A 22,962-nucleotide genomic window follows, 5' to 3' on the forward strand; every position below is an offset into this window, starting at 1 on the left:
GGGCCGTCTCGCGGTGGTGTCCGCACCGCGCCGCTCCGGGTGGCTCAGCCGCCTCCCCCGCAGCCCCCACCGCCTCCGCAGCTGGAACCGCCCCCGCAGCTGGAACCACCGCCGCAGCTGGAACCACCGCCGCAGGAGGAGGCGCTGCCGCAGGAGGACCCGCCGCACCCCGAACCGCCTCCGCCGCACCATGAGCCGTCGGAGGAGTCCACCACGGAGAAGCTGACGTCCCCGCCGGGGCCGCCCGACGCGCCGACCGAGCTCCGGCCCGCCTCCAGCAGCTGGTCCCGCAGCACCTGGTCCTCGGCCAGGGCGAGCGCGCCGCCCAGCGCGACGGCGGCCGCCACGGCGGCCACGGCCTGGGTGTCGTACGGAGCGTGGCCATGGCCCGGCCCCGTGCCCGACGGCGCGAACTGCCCCGACCGGTCGTCCGGCACGGGGGTGGCCGTGGGAGCCGTCCTGGCCTCGGACGCGTACGACCGCAGCGCCCGCTTCCCGGCGCCGGTCACCCGGCGCTTGCCCACACCCGCGCAGATCGCTCCGCCCACGAAGCCCAGGAACAGCGCGGGCAGGACCTTGAAGATGAACGGCACCCGGTACGAGTCGAGGTCCTGCGCCAGCGTCACCCAGAAGCTTCCGAACAGCGCCAGCACACAGGCGACGAGCTGCCATACCGCCCAGCGCCGCCAGAAGCGGATGCGCTCGGGCCGCGCCATCAGCCCGCGCCGCGCCAGCTCGTCGCCGATCGCCTGCACCTCCGCCGTGCGCATCAGCTCCCGGCGCAGCAGGGCCAGTCCGCCGTGCGGGGAGCGGGCGCAGAGCGTCAGCAGCGCGTTCTCGACGGGGTGGCGGGCGACCGGCTGCCGTACCGAGACCAGCCCCGGACCACCGACGGCCAGCCGTCCGTCGCTGTGCATCGTGCTGATGACGGTGTCCGCCACCCGGCCGGGCCCGCCCGCCAGGAACGCCGCCTCCAGGACGTCCCGGGCCCGGGTGGACACCGGCCCCCCGGCCGAGTCGCGGGAGCGGACCGTGCCCACGATGAGGGTCGTCATGGAGACCGCGACCGCCACGTACACCAGGATCACTGCCGTCACCATGTCCCTCACCTTCCGCTCAGGGCGTGGCGTACGGCACGGGCGAAGCGCGCCGCGGGGTTCACCGGCAGCGGGGCGGGGCCCGACCGCTCCTTCCACCACTGGGTCAGCCGCCGCCGCGCCGCCGGGTCCCGGGGCAGGTCGTCGGCGAGCAGGTACTCGGCGAACGACAACGCGTCGCGGCGGTAGCCGCCGGCCATCGGGCGGCTGTCCGCGTACTCCAGGAACGCCGGGCGGAACCCGTCGCCCAGGATCTCCGGCAGCTCGGGCGCCACATGGGCGATCACCGAGGTCCGCTTGGCCGTCAGCGCCCTGCTCTGGACGCGCAGCCGCCGCCGGTCGAAACCCTCGGGGGCCGGAGTGCCCGCGACGAGCGCGGACAGCAGGGAGGTCTGGGTGAGCGCGAGCCGCTGCCGGGCGGCGTCGAGCGCGGTCCCGCCGGGCCCGTCCACCGCCGGGGCGTCGGAAGCCCGCGGGGCCGCGGGCCTCGGGGCGGTGCCCGCCGCCATGACCGCGCGGATCGCGTCGAGTTCGCCCGCCAGCTCCTCGGCAGCCGGGAAGTCCTCGTCGCGCTCCAGCAGCACACCGGGCGGTGCCGTGCGGGTGCACAGCTCGGCGAGGACGTCCAGCACGGGCTGGGTCACCGGATGGGCATGGCTGTCGTGCCACACCCCGTCCCGTTCCACCCCGCCCGCCACATGGACGTAGGCGATGGCCTCGGTCGGCAGCTCGTCCAGGGCCTTGGCCGGGTCCTCGCCCCGGTTGACGTGGTTGGTGTGCAGATTGGCGACGTCGATCAGCAGCCGTACCCCGGTCCGCTCCACCAACTCGGCCAGAAAACGCCCCTCCGTCATCTCCTCGCCGGGCCAGGAGATCAGCGCCGCGATGTTCTCCAGCGCGAGCGGCACCGGCAGGGCGTCCTGCGCGATCCGCACGTTCTCGCAGAGCACGTCGAGCGCGTCCCGGGTGCGGGGCACGGGCAGCAGATGCCCCGCCTCGATCACCGGCGACGCGGTCGTCGGACCCCCGGCCCGTACGAACGCGATGTGCTCGGTGACCAGCGGGGCGCCCAGCGCCTCCGCCCGCTCGCCGAGTGCCTCGAGCCGCTCGGGATCGGGCCGTTCGGCACCGCCCAGGCCCAGGGAGACGCCGTGCGGCACCACCGTGGTCCCGCGCTCCCGCAGCTGCTCCAGCGCGTCGGGCAGATGGCCGGGACAGATGTTCTCCGCGACCACCTCCACCCAGTCGATCCCGGGCAGTCCCGCGATCTCATCGGCGATTTCCGGTCGCCAGCCGATTCCGGTACCGAGGCGCACCATGCTCCCCCTCCTCGTTCCGTCCCGCGTCCCGCGCGGGTGTTCTCGCGTGCCGGGGTAATGACCCCACAGGGAGAGGACGAACCCCGGGCCCCTACGGTTCAGAGCTTCATTTGAGCTTTGGTGGTCCGCCCCGGGAAGCCCGCCGGAGGCCGGAGCGGGCCCGTCCGGACGCCCCGGCGGCCCGCCTCGCGCGGGTGCGGCGGGGGTGTCCGGGTGGGGCGAATGGTCACCTGGCGTCCCGAGTTGCGGAATTCGTCACTGTTACAAAATTTTGCGCCCCTGTGGCGACAGGTGTTCGGGGGGGAAAATAAGATCGGGGGGTTGTGGGGGATGGAAGATCACCTCTTTGTGCCGCGCCCGCGCGCGGAGTGAGCGTGGGGGAAAGAAGTGCAGGGCAGCAGCGACAGCAACGCGGCGGGGAGGCACCGGAAGCACCGCCGTGCCGCGCCGCCGAAGATCCGGCGCGGCCCGGCTTTCCCGGGGGGCCGCCGTCGTTTGTCGCCCGCGAGGCGCCGGCTCATGCGGCTGGCCCGCTGGGCGGCCGGGAGTGTCCGGCTGGACTATCCCCGGGCACGCCGGAAGGGCGTGTGGCGCTGGCTGCCGTCATGGCGTCAGACGTCCCTGCTCTTCCTCTTCTGCCTGGGAATCATGACCGGGCTGCTGAGCTTTCTCTACCTGCGGACCGACATACCCGAGGATCTGAACGACTTCGCCACCCAGCAGGACAATGTCTACTACTGGGCGGATGGCAGCGAGATGGCCCGCACCGGACCGGTCAACCGCCAGGAGGTCCCCCTGGAGAAGGTGCCGGAAAAGGTCCAGTGGGCCGTGCTGGCCGCCGAGAACGCCAGTTTCTACTCCGACAGCGGGGTTTCGCCCAGCGGGCTGATGCGCGCCGTGACGCGGATGGTGACCGGCGGGGAGACCCAGGGCGGCTCCACCATCACCCAGCAGTATGTGAAGAACGCCTATTTGAATCAGCGCCAGACATTTTCCCGCAAAGTCACCGAGATGTTCATGGCGATCAAGCTGGACGACCGCATGAGCAAGGAGGAGATTCTCCAGCGGTATCTGAACACCAGCTGGTTCGGCCGGGGCACCTACGGCATTCAGCGGGCCGCCTACGCGTACTACGGCAAGGACGTCTCGCAGCTGAACGCGAGTGAGGGGGCTTTTCTCGCCTCACTGCTCAAGGGCGCCGGGTCATTCGATCCCACGCTCGGTGAGAAGAACCGTCAGCGGGTGACGGAGCGCTGGAAGTGGGTGCTCGACCGGATGGTCGAGATCGGAAAGCTCTCCCGCGAGGAGCGCGCGAAGTACACCTCGTTCCCCGAGCCCAAGGCGCAGCCGAAGCCCGAGGGGCTGACCGGGCAGGTCGGATATCTGGTGGAGACCGCCCGGGCGTATGTGAGTTCCCATACGGAGATCTCCGACGCCGACTTCGACCTCGGCGGCTATCAGATCCACACCACCTTCGAGAAGCCGAAGGTGGACGCGCTGGCCGCATCGGTGAAGAAGGCGCGCGCCTCGTTCGACCCCAAGGAGAGGGCCGGCGACCGCCATGTGCGCATCGGTGCCGCCTCCGTGGCGCCGGACGGCAGGATCGCCGCGCTGTACGGCGGTCCCGGCTATCTGGAGCAGGGGTTCAACGACGCCAACGCCTCCAATGTGCCCGCCGGTACGGCCTTCACTCCGTTCGTCTACGCCGCCGCCCTGCGCGACGGTGTGCTGCACGACCGCGAGGGCCCCCGGAAGCCGGTGGCCCCCACGAGCCTGTACGACGGCGACAACAAGGTGGCCGTGCGCACGCCCGAGGGGCCGTACTGGGACCGCAGCGGGAAGATCGTGCGGGCGGCCAACGACGGCGACAGGTCCTACGGCCAGGTCAGTCTGCGCCAGGCCGTGGTGCAGTCGATCAACACCCCGATGATGCAGCTCGGCATGGACGTCGGCCTGGACCGGGTCCGGCGCGCCTCCATCGACGCGGGGATGCTGCCGAGCAGTTTCGGCGCCCGGGTGCCCGCCTTCTCGCTCGGCACGGCCACCCCCAGCTCCATCCGGATGGCCAGCGCCTATGGGACGTTCGCCGCCAAGGGCATGCACGCGCCGCCGTATTCGGTCACCGGGCTCACCCGCAACGGGGACAGGATCCGGCTGCTCAAGGACGGCTCCGAGCGGGCGTTCAGCGAGACGGTCGCGAACCAGGTGGACGACGCCCTGCGCGGCGCCGTCCAGAGCGCGTCGGGATCGGCGAAGGCGGCCGGTACGGCCGGATCCGATGTGGCGGGCAAGCGCGGTATGGCGCAGGACGACACCTCGGCCTGGTTCGTCGGCTACACCAAGAAGCTGTCCACGGCGGTGTCGCTGTCACGGGTGGACCCCAAGACCCAGGAGCTGCTGCCGCTCAAGGACTTGGGCGGCGCGGGCGCGGTCCCCTCGGTGGACAGCTATCCGCTGTCCATCTGGACGCGCTATATGACGGCGACCGCCGGGGAATGACGCCTCCGGCCGGCCCCGGCCGGCCCCGGCCGGCCCCGGTCGGCCCGGGTCGGCCCCGGTCGGCCCCGGCCGGGCGTAAAACGGGATCACCCCCGGGGCATTTCCCGGGGGTGAGAGAAGAGAAGGCGCCGGACCGGCTACTTCTTGGTGAAGGTCGGCCAGTCCGGGGATTCCGCCGGGTCCAGCATCCGCAGTTTCGCGAGCACTTCCGGGTCCTGGACATCCAGCCAGTCGGAGAGCTGCTTGAACGATACGCAGCGCACACCCTTACGAGGACAGACGTTCCGCATCACGTCCTCGATGGCCTGCATATAGATGCCGCCGTTCCAGGTCTCGAAGTGGTTTCCGATGAACAGCGGGGCGCGGCTGCCGTGGTAGACGCGCTCGAAACCGTTCAGATAGCCCTCGCGGGTCAGCCGCTCCCACTCCGTGTACTTCGAAGGATCGCCTTCGGTGCTGTCGCCGGACTGGTTGTAGAGGAAGTTGAAGTCCATCGACAGGACCTGCTTCTCGCTCTGCGGGTACGGCACCAGCTGAAGCGGGAAGTTCCAGATTCCATCGATCTTCGACGGCCACAGCTGGAAGTCACCGGGTGAACTGGCGTCATAGCGCCAGCCGAGCGACTTGATCACCGGGAGCAGATTCTTCTGTCCCTCCAGACACGGAGCGCGCCCGCCCACCGTTTCCACATCGACATCGAAGGGCAGGGGCTTGATGTCGGTGAAGCCGGTATTGGTCTTCCAGTTCTTCACAAACGAATAGGTCTGCTCGGTCTCGCTCTTCCACTCGTCGGTGGTCCAGTCCTCGCCGCCCTTGCTGCCGCAGAAATGGCCGTTGAAGTGGGAGCCGATCTCATTTCCCTCCCGCCAGGCGCCGCTGAGCTGTTGCAGCGTCTCCCGGATGTGCTCGTCGGTGGGGAAGGAGATCGCGGCCGACCCCCGCTTGTGCTGCGGCGGCTGGTAGAGATCGCTCTTCGACTTGGGCAGCAGATACATACCGCTCAGGAAGAACGTCATCGTGGCATTGCTCTCCTGGGCGACCCGGCGGAAACGCGAGAAGAGCCGGTCGTCGTTTTCCAGCGCGCCGTCCCAGGAGAACACCACGAACTGCGGTGGCTTCTCACCGGGTTTGAGCTTCTGTGGCTTCAACTGATGCGGCTGCGGGCCGGTATAGGAAGTGGAGCCGTCGCCGAGGACCTTGACCTTGCCGTCCCAGTCGGCGTACTTCTCCTTCTTCTTCGCCGCCTCCTTGGGCAGCAGGTTCGACTTCGGGGAGGTCGCGGCCGCCGAGACGTCTTCCCCCACCACGTCCCCCGCGCCGCCGCGCGAGGTCAGGGCTATGAGCAGAGCCACGACGACGGCCACGGCGGTGAGCGCGCCGAGGGGCCCCACCACTCCGTGAGCGCTCCGTGCGCTTAAAGCCTTCCACGTCTTCATGTTCTTCAGCGCCTTCAACGCGTCCGCCCTCAGCACCAGTACAGATGTACGTCCCCTTCAGTATCACAGAAGTATCACCCGCTCTTCACATCGGTCCCGTCACCATCCGGTCAGCAGCAGATGATTGATGAGAAGTGCCACCGTGGCCTGGACCATAAGCCAGCGACGCCGGTCCCGGACAGGGAGCAGTGCGGTTCCGGGCAACAGCCAGAGGAGGAACGGCAGCCAGATGCGCTCCGTCTCCGCCTTGCTCATACCGGACAGATCAGCGACGGCCAACGCGAGCAGCACGGCGAAGGTCAGCACCACCAGGGCGTCCGGCGCGCCCGCCCCGCCCCCGCGCAGCCGTCGCGCCGCAGGCGGGGCGGCCACGACCACCCGGCGCGCCCCGGCCACACAGGCCGGACCGGCGACGGCCCCCGCGACGGCGAGATTGGCCCATACCCAGTAGGCGTACGGCCGGTCCGAGGCCACGCCCTGGTAGTAGCGCTCCACCAGCAGGTCGTACCCCTCCCACCACGCGAACCCGGACAGCGTGAACACGCCCGCCACCACGGCCACTCCGGCCAGCGCCCAGGGCAGCGGTCTCGCCGTACGGGCCAGCACCAGCACGGCCAGCGCGGGCAGCGCCAGCAGGGTGAGCCCGTACGAGAGATACGCGGTGAGACCCAGCAGCAGCCCCGAGGCCAGCGCCACGGCTCCCGGCGCGCGCACCGTACGCCGCGCCGCGAGCGTCAGAAGCGCCAGACCCCACGCCGCCACGGCCGCGAAGTAGCCATCCGCCGAGGCCCCCACCCACACCGCCGTCGGGGCCAGCACCAGGAACGGCGCGGCGGTACGGGCCGCCCGCTCCTCGCCCAGCGCGCGCAGCGCCACCAGTACGGCCACCGCCGCCGAACTCCCCACCGTGACGCAGAACGCGCCCGCCCACGCCCCGCCGCCAAGACCCAGCCGGTCCAGCCCGACGAACGTGAGCACGGCGCCCGGCGGATGGCCCGCGATATGCGCCGGCCAGTTGTCCGGCTGGGTCAGCAGGATGTGATCGGTGAACCCGCGCAGCGCGGCGCCGATGTCGTCGAACCGGTCCACACCGCGCAGATACTCATGGCGCTGGGTCAGCCGTCCGGCCAGCCCCCGGCCCCAGCCGTCCACCAGCGCCAGCGACCACGTCCAGGCCATGGCCGTCCCCCACGCGGTCGCCAGCAGCCCGCGCCACGGCAGTCGCAGCGCGAGCCGCGGCCCGTAGCCGACGACGGCTGCGGCGACGGCCAGGGCGGCGGGCGTACCGGGCCCCACATGGGGCAGCCAGTCGGCGTACAGCGGCGCCCAGTCGACGTACAGGGAGTGGTCGGCGCGCTGGATCAGGGTGCCGACGACGGCGGCGACGGCGAAGAGGACGGCGCCCGCCAGCGCGGTCAGCACATCCGGGCGGCGGCCGGTCCGCCGCCCGCTGTCCACGGCGGTACCGGGCTCGCCGTCGGTGCGGAGCGGGAGCTTTACGGTGCGGAGGGGGAGTTTCACGGTGCGGAGAGGGAGCTTCACGGCCTCACGCTAAATCCCGGGAGCCGCCGCGGGGCCGACGCGCCGCGCGCCGTCACCGAACCGTCAGATCCTGCGCGTGTACTCCGCGCCCACCGCGCTGACGTCAGCGTTTCGTCATGTGTTCAAACCCCCGGAAGCCCCCGGACCGGCTCTACGGTCACACCATGAGCCCCCCTTCCCAACCCGGCCGCGAGCGCCGTGCTCTGTGGCGGAGCCCCCTGCGCGGTCCCTGGCTGACCTCCGTCCTCGGCCTGGTGCTGCTCCTCGGCATCCCCGTGCTCTTCGTGACCGGTCTGCTCTCGTACGCCGCCTACAACCCCGATCTGTCCCCGGTCAACGACAAGACACCGGACAAGGGGCTGCTCGGCTTCTACCTCTTCTCCTGGCCGACGCACCCCTCCTGGCTCTACCGCGTCACCCAGGGGGTCCATGTCACGCTCGGCGTCGTGCTCGTCCCCGTCCTGCTGGCGAAGCTCTGGTCGGTCGTCCCCAAGCTCTTCGAGCGGCCGCCGGTGCGGTCCCTGGGACACGGGCTGGAGCGGCTTTCGCTGCTGGCGCTGGTGGGCGGCGGGATCTTCGAGTTCGCCACCGGGGTGCTCAACGTCCAGCTGGACTACATCTTCCCCGGGTCCTTCTACCCCCTGCACTTCTACGGCGCGTGGATCTTCATGGGCGCCGTCGTCGTCCATGTGGCGCTGCGCTTCCCCCGGATGGTGCGCTCGCTGAAGGGCCGTGATCTGCGGGCCGAGCTGCGTACGCCGGTCTCCCGGACCCGGCCAGAACCGCTCGACGACTCCGGTCTGGTGAGCCCCGACCCGGCCCCGCCCACCATGTCGCGCCGCGGTGCGCTCGGCATGGTCGGCGCCGGTTCGGCCGCCTTGCTGGTGGTGACGGCGGGCCAGAGCATCGGCGGCCCGCTGCGCGAGACCGCCCTGCTCGCCCCGCACAACCGCGAACCCGGCCGGGGCCCCAACGGCTTCCAGATCAACAAGACCGCCGCGGCCGTCGGGATCAGCACCCGCGACACGGGCTCCGCCTGGCGGCTGGTGCTACGCGGCGGAGACCGCGAACTCGTCCTGACCCGGCAGCAGGTGCTGCGGCTGCCCCAGCACGGCGCGTCGCTCCCCATCGCCTGTGTGGAGGGCTGGTCCACCCCCGACCAGCGGTGGGAGGGGGTACGGCTGGCCGATCTCGCCGCACTCGTCGGCCACCACGACCAGCCCCCGGGCGTCCTGGTGGAGTCCGTACAGCGACACGGCTCCTTCCGCACCGTCGCCCTGCGCGACAACCAGGTCCGCGATCCGCGCTCACTGCTCGCCCTGAAGGTCAACGGCGCCGATCTGTCACCGGACCACGGCTACCCCGCGCGCATCATCGTCCCCGGCGCGCCGGGTGTGCAGAACACCAAATGGGTCGGACGGCTGAGCTTCGGGGAGACGGTATGAGGCGATGTGGCTTCCGGAGCGCCTACGGGGAGTCCCCGTGGCATCTGCTGTTGCTGCTGTGCTCCTTCGCGCTGACCGCGTACGCCGGTGTCCGGCTGCTGCACGGCGACTGGCTGGGCATCGTGCTCTGGATCGTGGGCGCGGCGGTCCTGCACGACCTGGTGCTGCTGCCGCTGTACGCGGTCGCCGACCGGGCGGTGAGCGCGCTGCTGCCCGCCCCCGCCTCCTGGATCAACCACATCCGGGTGCCCGCCTTCCTCTCCGGGCTGCTGCTGCTCGTCTGGTTCCCGCTGATCCTCGGTGAGCAGACACGGCGTTACGAACGCTCGACCGGGCTGTCGGCCGATGTCTTCCTGCGGCGCTGGCTGCTGATCAGTGCGGCGCTCTTCCTCGCGTCGGCCCTGTGGCTGGCCCTCCGGCTGTGGCGTGACCGCCCGGGAGCGGCCCGGGAGTGAGCCCGTCCGTCCCGGACGCGCTCCCGGCCGCCCGCACGACCGCCGTCACGGCGGCCGCGCGGGCGGCCGTGTGTGTGCTGTGCGTCCCGCGCAGACAGGCCGGCCGGCGGTGCGGGGTGGGATTCACCGCACCGCCGGCCGGGGTCGGGGGGCCGGACGGGCGTCAGCGCTCACCGGCCGTGCGCGGGCCGGGGGGTGACCGGCGCAGGGCCATGAACGCGCGGTCCAGCGCCGACCAGCTCTCGACGGCGGTCCAGCCCGCCGCACGGGCGTGGCGCAGCAGGGCCGGGGCGCCCAACCGGGCCCAGGGGAAGTCCGTGCCGACACCGCCCCGTCCGTCGTCGACCCGTACCCGTACCCGCACATCGATGTCCTCGGGTGCCACCTCGACCAGCAGCAGCCCGTCCGGGGCGAGGACCCGGCCGACCCGGGTGAGCAGGGTCCGCGGGTCACCGCCGATGCCGATGTTGCCGTCGATCAGCAGCGCCGTACCCCAGCGCCCCTCGCCCGGCAGCGGTTCGAACACCGAGCGGCACAGGGCCGGTCCGCCCGCGCCGACCGTGCGGGCGACCGCCGCGTGGCTCACGTCGATGCCCAGGATGGGACGGCCGAGGACGGCCAGCGCGACCACCAGCCGCCCGGGGCCGCAGCCGATGTCGAGGACCGGGCCGTGGCAGCGGGTCAGCACGGTGCGGTCGGCGGCGTCGGCGTCCGCGCACCAGCGTTCGACCTCCAGGGGCAGCGTCCAGCCGTCGGCGCCGCGCAGGAACAGCGGGCCGCGTCCGGCGCGCAGCGCCCGCGTATAGGGGTCGGCACGCCAGGAGGACGGCGTTCCGCGGCCGCCCGGCCGCTCGCGTACCGGAGCGTCCGGCGCGACCCCGTTCCGTATGGATCCCGCCGCGCTCATCGGGTGGCCGCCCGCACCGGCATCCGGGAGAGGGTGCGGGCGAACCGGCTGCCCGGGGCGGCCGCCGCCACCTTCAGCGCGTCGCTCGCGGTGTCGACGTCGCGCAGGGTCGGCAGGTCGTACACCCGCAGCCCGGCGTCGACGAGCCGACGGCGCTGTACGGCACCGGTGGTGGCGGTCGACATCGGCACGCCGCGCAGCAGCGCGGGGTCGGGATCGGCCAGGCCCAGGGCCCAGAAGCCACCGTCGACGGCCGGGCCGAACCAGGCGTCGCTTCCGGTCCAGCCGTGCGGGTCCAGCACCGGGGAGAGCAGGGCGGGGGTGATCTGCGGGGTGTCCATACCGAGCAGCAGCGTCGGTCCGTGGCAGTTCGCGAAGGCGTGCGCCAGCCGTTGGTCGAGACCGCCGCGGCATTGCGCGATGACCTCGAAGCCGAGCGGCAGCCACCTCCCCGGACGGCCGTCCAGCGCCAGCACCCGGCGGCGCGCGGGCAGTTCGGCCACGGTACGGAGGGTGTCGGTGAGGGCGGCCTCGGCGAGCGCGGCGGCCTGCACCGGGGTGTACGGGGGAGTGAGCCGGGTCTTCACCCGGCCCGCCACCGGCTCCTTGGCGATGACGAGCAGGGTGATCCCCGCCCGCGCGCCGCGCCGCGACGCGTTCCGCACGGGGCTCACCGGGCCGCCCTCGCGGGGCCGTTCACCGCGGCGGTGGGCGCCGGTGGTCGGTTGAGCACCGCCCGCATGTCCCGGACCGCGTGCCAGGTGCCCCGCCAGGTCCCGGTGACCTTCGACCTCCCGGCCCGCGGCAGATACGGCACATCGCGCTCCTCGACCCGCCAGCCCGCGTCGGCCCCCCGCACCACCATTTGCAGCGGGTAGCCGCTGCGCCGGTCGGTGAGGCCGAGGTCGAGCAGCGGCACCCGCCGCGCGGCCCGCAGCGGGCCGAGGTCATGGAGGCGCAGACCGGTCCTTCGGCGCAGCATCCGGGCGAGGGCGAGGTTGCCGGCCCGGGCGTGCAGCGGCCAGGCGCCGCGCGCCTGGGGGCGGCGGCGGCCCAGCACCAGATCCGCGCCGCCCTCCGCGAGGGTCGCGACGAAACCGGTCAGCAGCCCGGGGTCGAGCGTGGCGTCGCAGTCGCAGAAGCAGACGAACTCCGCCTGGGCGGCGAGCAGTCCGGCGTGGCAGGCCGCCCCGAAGCCGCGGCGGGGTTCGTTCACGACGGTCGCGCCGTGGGCGCGGGCGAGGGCGGCCGAGCCGTCCGTGGAGCCGTTGTCGACGACGATGGCGCGCCAGCCGTCGGGGATGCGTGCCAGCACCCAGGGCAGGGCGGCGGCTTCGTCCAGACACGGCAGGACGACATCGGCACGGGGAACGCCGTCGGAACGGGGGGTGATCGCATGTGTCACGCGCTCCACACTACGAAGAAGAAAGCCACATTTCGGGCTTCGGGTCCTTACGAAACACGGACGTCGCCCCGTCCCGGGCGATACCGGGGTGGGCCCCGGTCCGGCCTGGTGCGAGGCTGGGGGCATGCAGCAGACCCCTACCCCCGGCCGGGTCCTCGTGGTGGACGACGACCCGACCGTCGCCGAGGTCGTCGCCGGATACCTCGACCGCGCGGGCTATGACGTCGATCGGGCCGCCGACGGCCCCGAGGCGCTCGCCCGCGCCGCCGCCCGCTGGCCCGACCTCGTCGTCCTCGATCTGATGCTGCCGGGCATGGACGGGCTCCAGGTCTGCCGCGCCCTCCGCGACCAGGGGCCGGTGCCGGTCATCATGCTCACCGCGCGCGGTGACGAGGACGACCGGATCCTCGGTCTGGAGATCGGCGCGGACGACTATGTGACCAAGCCGTTCAGCCCGCGCGAACTGGTGCTGCGCGTGGAGTCCGTACTCCGCCGCAGCCGCACCGGCCCGCGGGTCGTCCCGCTCGGCGAGGCGCCCGGCGGCGCGGGCGGCGGCCCCGCCCCGCGGGACGGGGTGCTCCGGCACGCCGGGATCACCCTCGACCCGGCCGGCCGCCGCGCCACCCGGGACGGCCGGGAACTCGCCCTCACCCTCCGTGAGTTCGACCTGCTGGCCCATCTGCTGCGGAACCCCGGTGTGGCCTGTACCCGCGAGGAGCTGATGCGGGACGTCTGGGGCTGGGACTTCGGTGATCTGTCCACCGTCACCGTCCATGTGCGGCGGCTGCGCGGCAAGATCGAGGACGATCCGGGCGCGCCGCGCCTCATCCAGACCGTCTGGGGCGTCGGCTACCGCTTCGACGCCTCGTCCGAGACCGCGGACCACGAGGGCTGATCACCGTGCAAGACGTCCTTCTGATGGCCCTGTTCGCCTTCCTCGGCGCCGCCGCGGCCGGGCTGCTCGGCGCGCTGGCGCTGCGGCTGCTGCGCGGACGTTCGGTCGCCGTGTCCCTCACCGTGGTCGCCGCGGTCACGGTGACGGCGATGCTCGCGGGCACCCTCGCCGTCGCGTGGGCCATGTTCCTGTCCCCGCACGACCTCACGGTCGTCACCACCGTCTGTGCCATGGCCGCCGTGGTGTCGATGGCCACCGCGATGCTGCTGGGCCGCTGGGTGGTGGCGCGCAGCAACGCGCTGACGCAGGCCGCCCGTTCCTTCGGCGACGGCGGTGCCTTCGCCGCTCCCGACGGCCAGGCCACCGCCGAACTCGCCGCCCTCGGCCGCGCGCTGGCCGACACCAGCGCCAAACTCGCCGCCTCCCGCGAACGCGAACGGGCCCTGGAAGCCTCCCGCCGTGAGCTCGTCGCCTGGATCTCCCACGATCTGCGCACCCCGCTGGCCGGGCTGCGGGCGATGTCCGAGGCGCTCGAGGACGGGATGGTCCCGGACCCGGAGCGCTATCTGCGGCAGATCCGCACCGAGGTGGAACGGCTCAACGGCATGGTGGGCGACCTCTTCGAGCTCTCCCGCATCCACGCCGGGGCGCTGTCCCTCAGCCTCACCCGGATCTCCGTCTACGACCTGGTCGGCGACGCCCTCGCGGGCGCCGATCCGCTCGCCCGCGAGCTGGGCGTACGGCTGATCGGGAACTCCGTCGATCCCGTCCCCATCGAGGTCGACGGCAAGGAGATGACCCGCGTCCTGGGCAACCTCCTCATCAACGCCATCCGCCGCACCCCGGCCGACGGCACGGTCGCGGTCGCCGCCCAGCGCGAGGCCGACCATGTGGTGCTGTCGGTGACGGACGGCTGCGGCGGCATCCCCGAGGAGGACCTCCCGCGCGTCTTCGACACCGGCTGGCGCGGCAGCCACGCCCGCACACCCCCGGCGGGCGCGGGCCTGGGCCTCGCCATCGTCCGCGGCATCGTCGAGGCCCACGACGGCCACGCCGCGGTCCACAACGTCATCGGCGGCTGCCGCTTCGAAGTCCGCCTCCCGGCGGCCCGGATCTGACCCCTACGCGGGCCGGGGCGGCGGTCGCACCGCCATGCGGCCGGGGCCCCTCGCCTCGCGGCGGAGGGCGGTGCGCAGGCGCGCGCTGCGCGTAGACGAGGGAAGTTGGTGGCGGCGGCCCGGCGGTGGCGATTCCGCGCGCCCGTCCACGGATGCCGGACAGGGCGATTCGCGTCCGGGGGCCGTGTGCGTGAGCGGTGCGCGGCCCGGGGGTGGCGGGCGCGCCGCCGTGCGGTCGGGGACGGGGTGCGCGTTCGCGGAGGCGCGGGGAGCGGACTGGTGCGTGGGCGTCGTCGCCCACCGGACCGTTGCGCGTCCAGACCACGCCCACCGGACCGTGCGCGTGCGGGAGTCGGGCGCGGGCTGGAGCGGTGCGCGGCCCGGGGGTGGCGGTCGCGCCGTTGTGCGGCGGGCGGGGCCCGGGCGGGCTCGCACCGGGGCCTTGGGCGGATGGGGGTGTCCGCGGGCTCGGGGGAGGGGCGAGCCCGCGGACGCGGGCTAGGGGACCGGCTGGGGGCGGCGGGTGGTCGCGCGCTGCGGGGCGCGGGCGAACTCGGCCATGCCGTCCGCGAACGACACCGTCGCCCGCCAGCCCAGCCGCTCCCGGATCCGCCGCGACGAGGCGGTGATGTGGCGGACGTCCCCGAGCCGGTGGTCGCCGGTCACCACCGGCGCCGGGCCACCGTGGGCCGCCGCCAGCGCGGCGGCCATCTCGCCCACCGTGTGGGGATCGTCGCTTCCGGTGTTGTACGCGGTCAGCGCGCCCGCGCTCGCCCCCGCCCCGTCGCCCGCCGCCGCCTCCAGCGCCGCGACATTGGCCGTGGCCACATCGCGGACGTGGATGAAGTCGCGGCGCTGTCCGCCGTCCTCGAAGACGGTCGGCGCCTCGCCGCGTGCGAGGGCCGAGCGGAAGAAGGAGGCGACACCCGCGTACGGGGTGTCGCGCGGCATCCCCGGGCCGTAGACGTTGTGGTAGCGCAGCGACACCGCGCGGCCGTCCGTCGACCGGGCCCACGCGGCCGCCAGGTGCTCCTGCGCCAGCTTGGTCGTGGCGTAGACGTTGCGCGGATCGGCCGGGGCGTCCTCGTCGACGAGACCCGCCACCAGCGGGGTGCCGCACCGCGGGCAGGGCGGTTCGAACCGGCCCGCCACAAGATCGGCCTCCGCGCGCGGCCCGGGCCGCACCCACCCGTGCCGGGGGCAGTCGTAGCGCCCCTCGCCGTACACCACCATCGACCCGGCGAGCACCAGCGTCCGCACCCCGCTCGCGGCCATGGCCGCGAGCAGTACGGCCGTGCCCAGGTCATTGCAGCCGACGTAGTCCGGCGCGTCGGCGAAGTCCTTGCCGAGGCCGACCATGGCCGCCTGGTGGCAGACCGCGTCCACCCCGCGCAGCGCCGCGTCCACCGCACCGCGGTCCCGTACGTCGGCGTGGATCCACTCGGCGTCGGGCAGCGGCGGTGGCGCCGGGTGGGCGGCCGGGAGCAGGGCGTCGAGGACGACCGGCTCATGGCCGTGGGCGGTGAGAGCGGTGACGATGTGCGAGCCGATGAAGCCCGCGCCTCCGGTGACCAGTACACGCATGGTGGCGACGCTAGGCCGCGGCGGGCGGCATGGCCCGCGTACGCGCCGGGCCGTCACCGCTCCGTAAGGGTTCGCGGGGCGCCCCGGCCCCCTCCCCGCTCCGTGATGCGACCCCGCCGCTCCTGGGCGATCCTGTGATGACCAGCGTGGAGAGGCAACGATGCGCACCACAGGTCTGACATCCCGCACGCTGACCGCCCTTCGCGCCAAGAGGCCCTACCCGGCGGTCACCATCACCCTCCCGACCCACCGCCGCGAAACCGACAACGCCCAGGACTCGGTGCGGCTGCGCAACCTCGTCGCCGAGGCCAAACGGCGTCTGGAGACGGCCGCCGACGTCTCGCGCGAGGCCCGTATCGATATCAGCGGGCAGCTCGACCGCGCCGTGGCCGACACGGATCTGCGCTACGCCCTGGACTCGCTCGTGATCTTCGCGGCGAAGGGCGAGTACGAGGTCTGGTCACTGCCGAGGACGGTGCCCGAGCGCGTGGTCTTCAGCGACACCTTCCTCACCCGCAACCTGGTCGCGGCGCGCGAGCGGACCCGCCCGTACTGGGTGCTGGCCGTCGCCTCGGACCGCACCGCGCTCTGGGGCGGCTCCAACGGCTCGCTCCAGCAGGTGCGCGCGGCCGGATTCCCGATGGAGCCCGAGCCGGGCGACAACGTGGACGTGGAGCGCGAAGAGCGGATCGGCAACGCGCCCGGCATCTACGACAACGAGCACACCCGGCAGTATCTGCGGCAGGTCGACACCGGACTCGACGGTCTGCTCGCGAGCGATCCCCGCCCGCTCTACCTGGTCGGGCTGGCCCCCGCGCTGAGCCTGCTGGACGAGGTGGGCTCGGCGGCGAAGGCGGCCGTGAGCCGGGTGCCCAAGGGCGGCCTGGCCGGTGGCCCCGCCAAGGCGCTCGCCGAGGCGCTGCGCCCGGCGCTGGGCGAGCAGGCGGCCCGCCACGCCGAGCGCGTCATCCAGCGCACCGAGCAGGCTCAGGGGCGGCGGGCGTTCGCCGCCGGGCTGGAGGAGGTGTGGCAGGTGGTCCGGGAGGGCCGGATCGACCTGCTGGCCGTCGAGGAGAACTACCAGCGTCCGGTCCGCGTCACCGACGGGCATCTGATCCCGGTCGACACGGCGGAGATGAGCGCGGCGGAGCACGGTCCCGCCGTGCAGGAGGACATCGTGGACGAGATCATCGAGGCCGCGCTCGACACCGGCAGCGAGGTCGCCTTCGTCCCGGACGGCGCCCTGGCCGGTTGCGAGCGCATCGCGGCGGTCCTCCGCTTCTGATCCGCGTCCGATCCGCTACCGATCCGCCTCTCATCCGTTTCCGAACGAGGCCGCTTCGGGATGGGCGCCGGGCTTCCCGCAGTCTGCCTCCGCGTCTGATTCCGGCCATCCGGCGCCCCGCTCTGCCCGTGTTGGTGCCGGTATGCCCATCACGTCATCGCGCTCTTTCGGTCACACAACACACACAACAGGGACTCACCGGCGTTGCCTTCCGCTGTCAGCGTGGCGGCCACCCATGCCATCGAGGAACTGAGAGCAGCATGACGGCCACCACCGCGCCGACGGCGCAGCGTCCCCGCAGCCTCAACGACGTCAAGGGCTGGTTCCCCAGCCTTGACCAGGTGCTCTTCGACCGCTTCCTGACCCGCCAGGGGCGCCACGAGCAGCGCGGGGACCTCCTGGAGATGGGCGTCTACCTGGGCAAGAGCGCCATCTTCACCGCCGCCTATCTCCATGAGGGCGAGCGCTTCACGGTCTGCGACCTCTTCGACGCCGACGCCCCGGACGAGCGGAACGCGGCGGAGGCCCGCAAGTCGTACGCCACCCTCACCCGCACCGCCTTCGAGCAGAACTACCTCGCCTTCCACGACGAGCTGCCCCGTGTCATCCAGGGGCCGACCTCCGTGGTGCCGGGCCGGGTCGATCCGGACAGCTGCCGTTTCGTGCACGTGGACGCCTCGCATCTGTACGAGCATGTGGCGGGGGATATCGACACCGCGCGCACCGCGCTGGCCCCCGGCGGCCTGGTCGTCCTCGACGACTTCCGTTCCGAGCACACCCCGGGCGTGGCCGCCGCGGTCTGGGAGGCGGTGTTCAACCGCGGGCTGCGGCCGGTGTGCCTCAGCACCCAGAAGCTCTACGGCACCTGGGAGGACCCCGGGCCGTTGCAGGACGAGCTGCTCGCGGACGAGGCATGGCGGTCGGCGACGCATACGAGCGTGCAGGAGATCGCGGGGCGGCGGGTGCTGCGGTTCTCGGGCAAGCCGCCGCATCCGGCCGCGCCCCGCTCCCGCTACGCCGAGGGGCCGCGCGAGAGCTCCCCGGTCCCCGCCCCGTCGTCCGGCTCCGCCGCGCCGGGCCGCCCCGGGCCCTCCCCGGTCCGGCGGCTCGCCGCCGACGTCCTGCCGCCGGTCGTCACCCGGGCGATCCGCCGCAGGCGCCGCCCCACCGGCTGAGCCGGGCATCCAGGGAGCGTCCGGTCGCGGTGGCGATCAGCCGTGGACCGGGCCGCCCCGGCGCGGCGGACGGCGGATGCCGGCGGACGACGGATGTCCTACCCGGGATCGGTGGGCGACCGCCACTCGACCGCGACGGTCTTCCCGGGCGCGATCTCGGTGAAGCCCGCGTCCCGCACCACCGGCACCCCGCTCGCCGTCAGCTCCGCCCACCGCGCGGGCGACGCCGTGCGTACCGCCAGCGGGAAGCCCGCCGTCCGCCAGGCCGCCCGCGCCGGGCCGTCCAGCTGCCACCAGGCGAGCTGGGCGCCATGCCCGGCCTGGGCCATCGCCTTGCCCGCCGACATATCGATATGCGGATTGATCCACAGCACCGGTTGGGCCGGGCCGGGCGCGGCCGGAGGCTCCGGGTCGTCCAGATCGGTGCCGGACACCTGGAGCTTGACCAGCTCCTTGGGCCAGCCGTCCAGCGGTACCGGCGGGAAGACCCGCACCTCGGCCGCCGCCTGACCGCCCGCGGCCCGCCCCGTCAGCGTGATGCCCGTCAGCGTTCCGGCGCGCCGCCACTCCGCGCCGCGCGCCCGCCGTACGACCTTGCGGATCCGGGCGTCCTGCCAGGCCCGTACGGCCTCGGCCCACTCACCGTCCGCCGCGGTCGCCCGCTCGTCCGAGAGCAGCACCAGCACGGCGCGGGCCGCCGTCTCCAGGGCGTCGGTACGGGCCGGGGGCGCGGCCTTCTCGATCCGGACCACCAGCGGCAGGACGAACTGCGGCGCGGCGTCCCGGTCGGTCTCCGCGTGACGGAACGGGCTGGTCTCGGGGTGGGTTCCGGAGCTGGTCACGTGCCCCAGTCTGCCAGCAGGGCGCGCGCCCCGAGCGCGTCGGATATTGCGTACTGATCAGCGACCCCGCAACGATGTGCCCATGCAGAGCGATCTCTTCTCCCCGGAGTACATGGCCCAGTTCGCCACCGAGCCGGGGATGACCCTTCAGAACCCGAAGTCGATCAAGTACGCGGTGAACGGCGAGTGTTACGCCCGCCAGGGTGCCATGGTCGCCTTCCGCGGCGACCTCGCCTTCGAGAAGCACGGCCAGGGCGTCGGCACGTTCCTCAAGCGCGCGGTCACCGGTGAGGGCCTGGCGCTGATGGCCGTCCGGGGCCAGGGCGAGGCGTGGTTCGCGCATGAGGCGGCCAACTGCTTCCTGGTGGATCTGACCCCCGGTGACAGCATCACCATCAACGGACGCAACGTCCTGTGCTTCGACTCCTCCCTCTCCTACGAGATAGCGATGCTCAAGGGCGCGGGGATGACGGGCGGCGGTCTGTTCAACACCGTGTTCAGCGGCAGCGGACGGCTCGGTCTGCTCTGTGAGGGCAACCCCATCGTCATCCCGGTCACCCCGACCGCCCCGGTGTGCGTGGACACCGACGCCGTCGTCGGCTGGACGACGTCCCTGAGCACCTCGCTGCACCGCTCCCAGAGCTTCGGCTCGATGCTGCGCGGCGGTTCGGGCGAGGCCGTCCAACTCCGGCTGGACGGGGAGGGGTTCGTGATCGTCCGCCCGAGCGAGACCAAGCCCGAGAAGAAGGGCGGCGGCCACTGACCCACGACGGCGGCCGGTCCGCCCGTTGCCTATGCTCGACCGCCATGAGACTGCGAGGAGTCGGCCGCCGCTACGGCCTCGGCGGGCCATGGGTGCTGCGCGGCGTCGACCTCGAACTGGAGCCGGGTTCGCTGACCCGGGTGGAGGGGGCCAACGGCAGCGGGAAGTCCACCCTGCTGCGGCTGCTCGCCGGGATCGACGCGCCGAGCGCGGGCCGGATCTCCGGACGCCCGCGCACCGCGTACGTACCCGAGCGCTTCCCGGCCGAACTCCCGTTCTCGGCCCGTGACTACCTCACCCACCTCGGCCGGATCCACGGGCTGGGGCGGGCGGCGGCGGAGCGCGGGGCGGGGGAGTGGCTGGAACGGTTCGGCGCGGCCGAACACCTCGGCACCCCGCTCGCCGAGCTGTCCAAGGGCACCAGCCAGAAGGTGGCCGTGGCGCAGGCACTGCTGGGCGCCCCCGGGCTGCTGGTCCTCGACGAGGCATGGACCGGCCTCGACCAGGCGGCGCGCGGTGAGCTGGACGCCGCGGTGGCCGAACGGGTCGCCGGGGGCGGCGCGGTCGTCTTCGTCGACCACGACCCCCGTCGGCTGTCCGGCGCCGCCGACACGGTGTGCCGCGTCGCCGACGCGCGGTTGACGCCGGTGGCCGAGGTCCCCGCCGGGGCCCCGGGTACGCGACGCCCGCCGGTGACGGGACCGGACGACGACGAAGGCGTCCCGGGAGCCGACGCCGCGGGGGCGCGGGTGGCGGTCGTGGCCGAGGGCCCGCCGGGCGCCGACATCCCGCCGGACCTGCCCGGTGACCCGCGGTGCGAGCCCCGGACGCCAGGGCTCGCCGACGTACGCCCGTGTGCCGGGGGAAGCGCTGGACCGCCGCGCCGCGCGGGCGACGGGCCCCGCACCGTACGGCTGACCGTCGGCGCCGCGCACTCCGACGCGCTGCTGCGGGCGCTGCTCACCGCCCATCCGCCCTGGCACATCCACTCCGTGGCGGAGGTACCCGCCGTGGCGCCGACGACGAGGCCGGAGGGCTCATGACCGCATTGCTGCGCTATCAGGCCGCGTTGCTGGTCCGCTCCCAGCGCTGGCTGCCGCCGGTGCTGCTCTACGCCGCGTTCATGGGCATCACGGTGCAGGCCGGGGATCCGATCCTGGACTCCTTCGGCTACGCCGCCGCCGCGCTGCTCCCCGTGGCGGCCTGGTTGGTGCGGGTGTGCACCACCACCGAGCCCACCGCCGCCCGCGACTGCGTGGCCGCGGCGGCGGGCCCCGGCCGGGCGCACCTCGCCTCGGTGCTCACGGCGCTCGGCGCCTCGCTCGGACTCGGCACCGTGGGGGCCCTGTTCGTCGCCCTCATCAGCGATCCGCGCACCGCGGACCACCGGATCGGGATCCCGGTGGGGAGGGCGACCGCCGCCGGGCTGCTCGCCGCGGTCGCCTGCGCGCTGCTCGGTACGGCCGTCGGCACGCTGTGCAACCGGCCGTTGCTGCGCAGCCCGGGCTGGGCCATCTCCTCCTCCGTGGTCGCCGCGCTGCTGGTGCTGGTGGCCGGTGCCTCGCCCGCGAACGCCGCGGTGTCGGGGCTGGTCGAGGGGTCGCACAGCGGTGCCGTACCGCTGCCCCTGCTGCCACTGGCGGTGACCTGCGTGGCCGCCGCCGGGGCGACCGCCCTGGCCTGCGCCCTCAGCTCCCGCCGCACGTAGCGAAACCCGGCCCCGCCGCGCACCGCCCGCGGACGGTGCGCGGCGGGGCCGGGTTGGGGCCTAGTGCTGCCAGGGGCCGGTCACGGCGAACGTGGTCCCCGGGGTATAGCAGTTGACGTACATCGTCCGGCGGTCCGGGGCGAAGGTGACACCCGCGAACTCACCCCACGCCGGTTCCTCCGGGGTGCCGATGTTCTGCTGTCCGCGCGCCATCGGATAGACCTCGCCGCGCCGGGTCAGCCCGAAGACATGCTGGGCGCCCTCGCCGTCCTCGCAGACCATCAGGCCGCCGCTGGGCGCCAGCGTGATGTTGTCCGGGGACTCGCCGGGCAGTTGGAGGTCGGTGTCCGGCCCGAAGACGATCACCAGGGTGAGCCGCCGCCGCTGCGGGTCGTAGCGCCAGACCTGGCCGTAGTGGTCGGCCGCCGAACCGTCCGCGCTCTTGGCGAAGCTGGAGACGAAGTAGACCGAGGAACCGCCCCAGTAGCAGCCCTCCAGCTTCTGGGCGTGGGTGATGCCGCCCGGGCCGAAGTCCTGGAAGCGGATGGGGGTTTCCCTGGCGAGCGGATCGGGGACCGTCACCCACTCGATATGGTCGAAGGTGGTACCGGTCTCCTGGACCGTGGACAGGTCGCGGACGCCCGGGACCCGCATCGCCTGGAGTTCACCGCCCGCGCGCAGCGAGCCGATTCCGCCGAGCGGTTTCTTCGGCCGGAACCGGTAGAAGAGCCCGAACGGCTTCTCGAAGGCGTCCTCGGTCTCGTAGACGATGCCGTTGCCCGGGTCGACCGCGATGGCCTCGTGCTGGAAGCGGCCCATGGTGGTGAGCGGCACGGCGCCGGTGCGGCGCGGGTCGTAGGGGTCGACCTCGAAGATGAAGCCGTGGTCCTTGGTGTACCCGTTGGTCCCGGCCCTGTCCTCGGTCTCCTCACAGGTCAGCCAGGTGTGCCAGGGGGTGGGGCCGCCCGCGCAGTTGACCGCGGTGCCCGCGATCGCGACACGCTCGGACAGGACGTGGTTGCGGGAGTCGAGCTCCAGGGCGGTACAGCCGCCCAGGCCCTCGGGGTCGTAGGTGAGGCCCTTGACGGCGGGCACCCGGATCGCCGCGTCCACCCGGTTCTCGTGGTTGCGCACCAGATGGGTGCGGCTGTGCGCACCGCTGGACCGGCCGGGGAAGGCGGCCATGCCGTCGCAGTGGCTGGGGACCTTGCCCTCGCCGGAGCGCAGGGGGTCGCCCTCCCGGGACAGCACCCGGTAGCGGAACCCCTCGGGGAGGTCGAGCAGACCGTCGGGGTCGGGGACGAGCGGGCCGTAGCCGCCGTGGGCGGCCTCCGCCGCTCCGGCGGCGGAATCGGTTCCGGCGGCCGCGGCCGTACCGGTGAAGAGCTCCGGGATGGTTCCGGTGAAGGCGATGGAGGCGCCCAGTGCACCGGTGCGTCCCAGGATCTGACGTCGTGTCGCTGACATGCGATAACTCCCTGCTGGCG

The 22,962-nt window shown here is 73.2% G+C and carries 20 protein-coding genes; 10 read left to right on the forward strand and 10 right to left on the reverse strand.

The annotated features are described in order from the left end of the window. Positions 1–44: 44 nt before the first annotated feature. On the reverse strand, positions 45–1,100 hold the full coding sequence (locus AB0C66_RS23840) for a TIGR04222 domain-containing membrane protein (RefSeq protein ID WP_362442046.1): 1,056 nt from the start codon (positions 1,098–1,100) through the stop codon (positions 45–47). Positions 1,101–1,105: 5 nt separating this feature from the next. Beyond that, positions 1,106–2,416, reverse strand: a complete 1,311-nt coding sequence (locus AB0C66_RS23845; protein WP_362442048.1) for a DUF692 domain-containing protein — start codon at positions 2,414–2,416, stop codon at positions 1,106–1,108. A 519-nt stretch (positions 2,417–2,935) separates the two neighbouring features. On the opposite strand from AB0C66_RS23845, the gene AB0C66_RS23850 reads away from it, so the two are divergent. Continuing rightward, complete coding sequence (locus AB0C66_RS23850; protein ID WP_362442050.1) at positions 2,936–4,915, forward strand: transglycosylase domain-containing protein; 1,980 nt, start codon at positions 2,936–2,938, stop codon at positions 4,913–4,915. Positions 4,916–5,052: 137 nt separating this feature from the next. On the opposite strand, the gene AB0C66_RS23855 is transcribed toward AB0C66_RS23850, so the two are convergent. Both AB0C66_RS23855 and AB0C66_RS23860 read right to left on the reverse strand, forming a co-directional pair. Next, a complete protein-coding gene (locus tag AB0C66_RS23855; protein WP_362442052.1) occupies positions 5,053–6,351 on the reverse strand; it encodes a hypothetical protein in 1,299 nt (432 codons plus the stop codon). 99 nt (positions 6,352–6,450) lie between these two features. After that, entirely contained in the window at positions 6,451–7,809 is a 1,359-nt protein-coding gene (locus AB0C66_RS23860; RefSeq protein WP_362442621.1) for a hypothetical protein, read from the reverse strand. Between the two features lie 248 nt (positions 7,810–8,057). On the opposite strand from AB0C66_RS23860, the gene AB0C66_RS23865 reads away from it, so the two are divergent. Further along, the gene (locus tag AB0C66_RS23865; RefSeq protein ID WP_362442054.1) at positions 8,058–9,338 is read left to right on the forward strand and encodes a molybdopterin-dependent oxidoreductase; all 1,281 of its coding nucleotides are present in this window, start codon (positions 8,058–8,060) and stop codon (positions 9,336–9,338) included. Next, positions 9,335–9,793: a hypothetical protein gene (locus AB0C66_RS23870; RefSeq protein WP_362442057.1), complete on the forward strand. Its 459-nt coding sequence runs from the start codon at positions 9,335–9,337 to the stop codon at positions 9,791–9,793. The genes AB0C66_RS23865 and AB0C66_RS23870 overlap by 4 nt, the downstream gene beginning before the upstream one ends. 163 nt (positions 9,794–9,956) lie before the next feature. Here AB0C66_RS23870 and AB0C66_RS23875 read toward each other — a convergent pair whose 3' ends face one another. Genes AB0C66_RS23875 through AB0C66_RS23885 form a run of 3 tightly spaced genes read right to left on the reverse strand, consistent with a single transcriptional unit; the run spans position 9,957 to position 12,105 of the window. Further along, positions 9,957–10,700, reverse strand: a complete 744-nt coding sequence (locus AB0C66_RS23875; protein WP_362442060.1) for a class I SAM-dependent methyltransferase — start codon at positions 10,698–10,700, stop codon at positions 9,957–9,959. Further along, positions 10,697–11,365 (reverse strand): DUF2064 domain-containing protein, encoded by a 669-nt coding sequence (locus AB0C66_RS23880; RefSeq protein WP_362442063.1) that lies wholly within the window; start codon positions 11,363–11,365, stop codon positions 10,697–10,699. Before AB0C66_RS23880 ends, AB0C66_RS23875 begins: the two co-directional genes overlap by 4 nt. Positions 11,366–11,370: 5 nt before the next feature. Continuing rightward, positions 11,371–12,105 (reverse strand): glycosyltransferase family 2 protein, encoded by a 735-nt coding sequence (locus AB0C66_RS23885; protein WP_362442067.1) that lies wholly within the window; start codon positions 12,103–12,105, stop codon positions 11,371–11,373. A 124-nt stretch (positions 12,106–12,229) separates the two neighbouring features. Between AB0C66_RS23885 and AB0C66_RS23890 the strand changes: the two genes are divergently transcribed. Beyond that, a complete protein-coding gene (locus AB0C66_RS23890) occupies positions 12,230–13,000 on the forward strand; it encodes a response regulator transcription factor (protein WP_362442070.1) in 771 nt (256 codons plus the stop codon). Between the two features lie 5 nt (positions 13,001–13,005). After that, complete coding sequence (locus tag AB0C66_RS23895; protein WP_362442073.1) at positions 13,006–14,118, forward strand: HAMP domain-containing sensor histidine kinase; 1,113 nt, start codon at positions 13,006–13,008, stop codon at positions 14,116–14,118. Between the two features lie 498 nt (positions 14,119–14,616). Here AB0C66_RS23895 and AB0C66_RS23900 read toward each other — a convergent pair whose 3' ends face one another. Next, entirely contained in the window at positions 14,617–15,702 is a 1,086-nt protein-coding gene (locus tag AB0C66_RS23900) for an NAD-dependent epimerase/dehydratase family protein (RefSeq protein WP_362442076.1), read from the reverse strand. A gap of 160 nt (positions 15,703–15,862) precedes the next feature. On the opposite strand from AB0C66_RS23900, the gene AB0C66_RS23905 reads away from it, so the two are divergent. Further along, entirely contained in the window at positions 15,863–16,987 is a 1,125-nt protein-coding gene (locus tag AB0C66_RS23905; protein WP_362442079.1) for a chemotaxis protein, read from the forward strand. 260 nt (positions 16,988–17,247) lie between these two features. After that, entirely contained in the window at positions 17,248–18,162 is a 915-nt protein-coding gene (locus AB0C66_RS23910; protein ID WP_362442082.1) for a class I SAM-dependent methyltransferase, read from the forward strand. Positions 18,163–18,260: 98 nt separating this feature from the next. Here the strand turns inward: AB0C66_RS23910 and AB0C66_RS23915 are convergent, their stop codons facing one another. Further along, positions 18,261–19,004, reverse strand: a complete 744-nt coding sequence (locus AB0C66_RS23915; RefSeq protein ID WP_362442085.1) for a peptidyl-tRNA hydrolase — start codon at positions 19,002–19,004, stop codon at positions 18,261–18,263. A gap of 82 nt (positions 19,005–19,086) precedes the next feature. Here AB0C66_RS23915 and AB0C66_RS23920 point away from each other — a divergent pair, with 82 nt between their 5' ends. The 3 genes from AB0C66_RS23920 to AB0C66_RS23930 are packed head-to-tail and all read left to right on the forward strand — an operon-like array spanning position 19,087 to position 21,475. Then, the gene (locus AB0C66_RS23920; protein ID WP_362442087.1) at positions 19,087–19,767 is read left to right on the forward strand and encodes an AIM24 family protein; all 681 of its coding nucleotides are present in this window, start codon (positions 19,087–19,089) and stop codon (positions 19,765–19,767) included. Between the two features lie 44 nt (positions 19,768–19,811). Continuing rightward, positions 19,812–20,810, forward strand: coding sequence for an ABC transporter ATP-binding protein (locus AB0C66_RS23925; RefSeq protein WP_362442089.1), 999 nt, complete (start codon positions 19,812–19,814; stop codon positions 20,808–20,810). Further along, positions 20,807–21,475 carry an ABC transporter gene (locus AB0C66_RS23930; RefSeq protein WP_362442092.1) on the forward strand — a complete coding sequence of 223 codons (669 nt, stop codon included), beginning with the start codon at positions 20,807–20,809 and terminating at the stop codon, positions 21,473–21,475. The genes AB0C66_RS23925 and AB0C66_RS23930 overlap by 4 nt, the downstream gene beginning before the upstream one ends. Before the next feature lie 60 nt (positions 21,476–21,535). Here the strand turns inward: AB0C66_RS23930 and AB0C66_RS23935 are convergent, their stop codons facing one another. After that, positions 21,536–22,942, reverse strand: coding sequence for an alkaline phosphatase PhoX (locus tag AB0C66_RS23935; protein WP_362442095.1), 1,407 nt, complete (start codon positions 22,940–22,942; stop codon positions 21,536–21,538). Between the last annotated feature and the right edge of the window lie 20 nt (positions 22,943–22,962).

Origin of the sequence: Streptomyces sp. NPDC048636 (assembly GCF_040650655.1) — a bacterium.
In the GTDB taxonomy this organism is placed as follows: domain Bacteria; phylum Actinomycetota; class Actinomycetes; order Streptomycetales; family Streptomycetaceae; genus Streptomyces.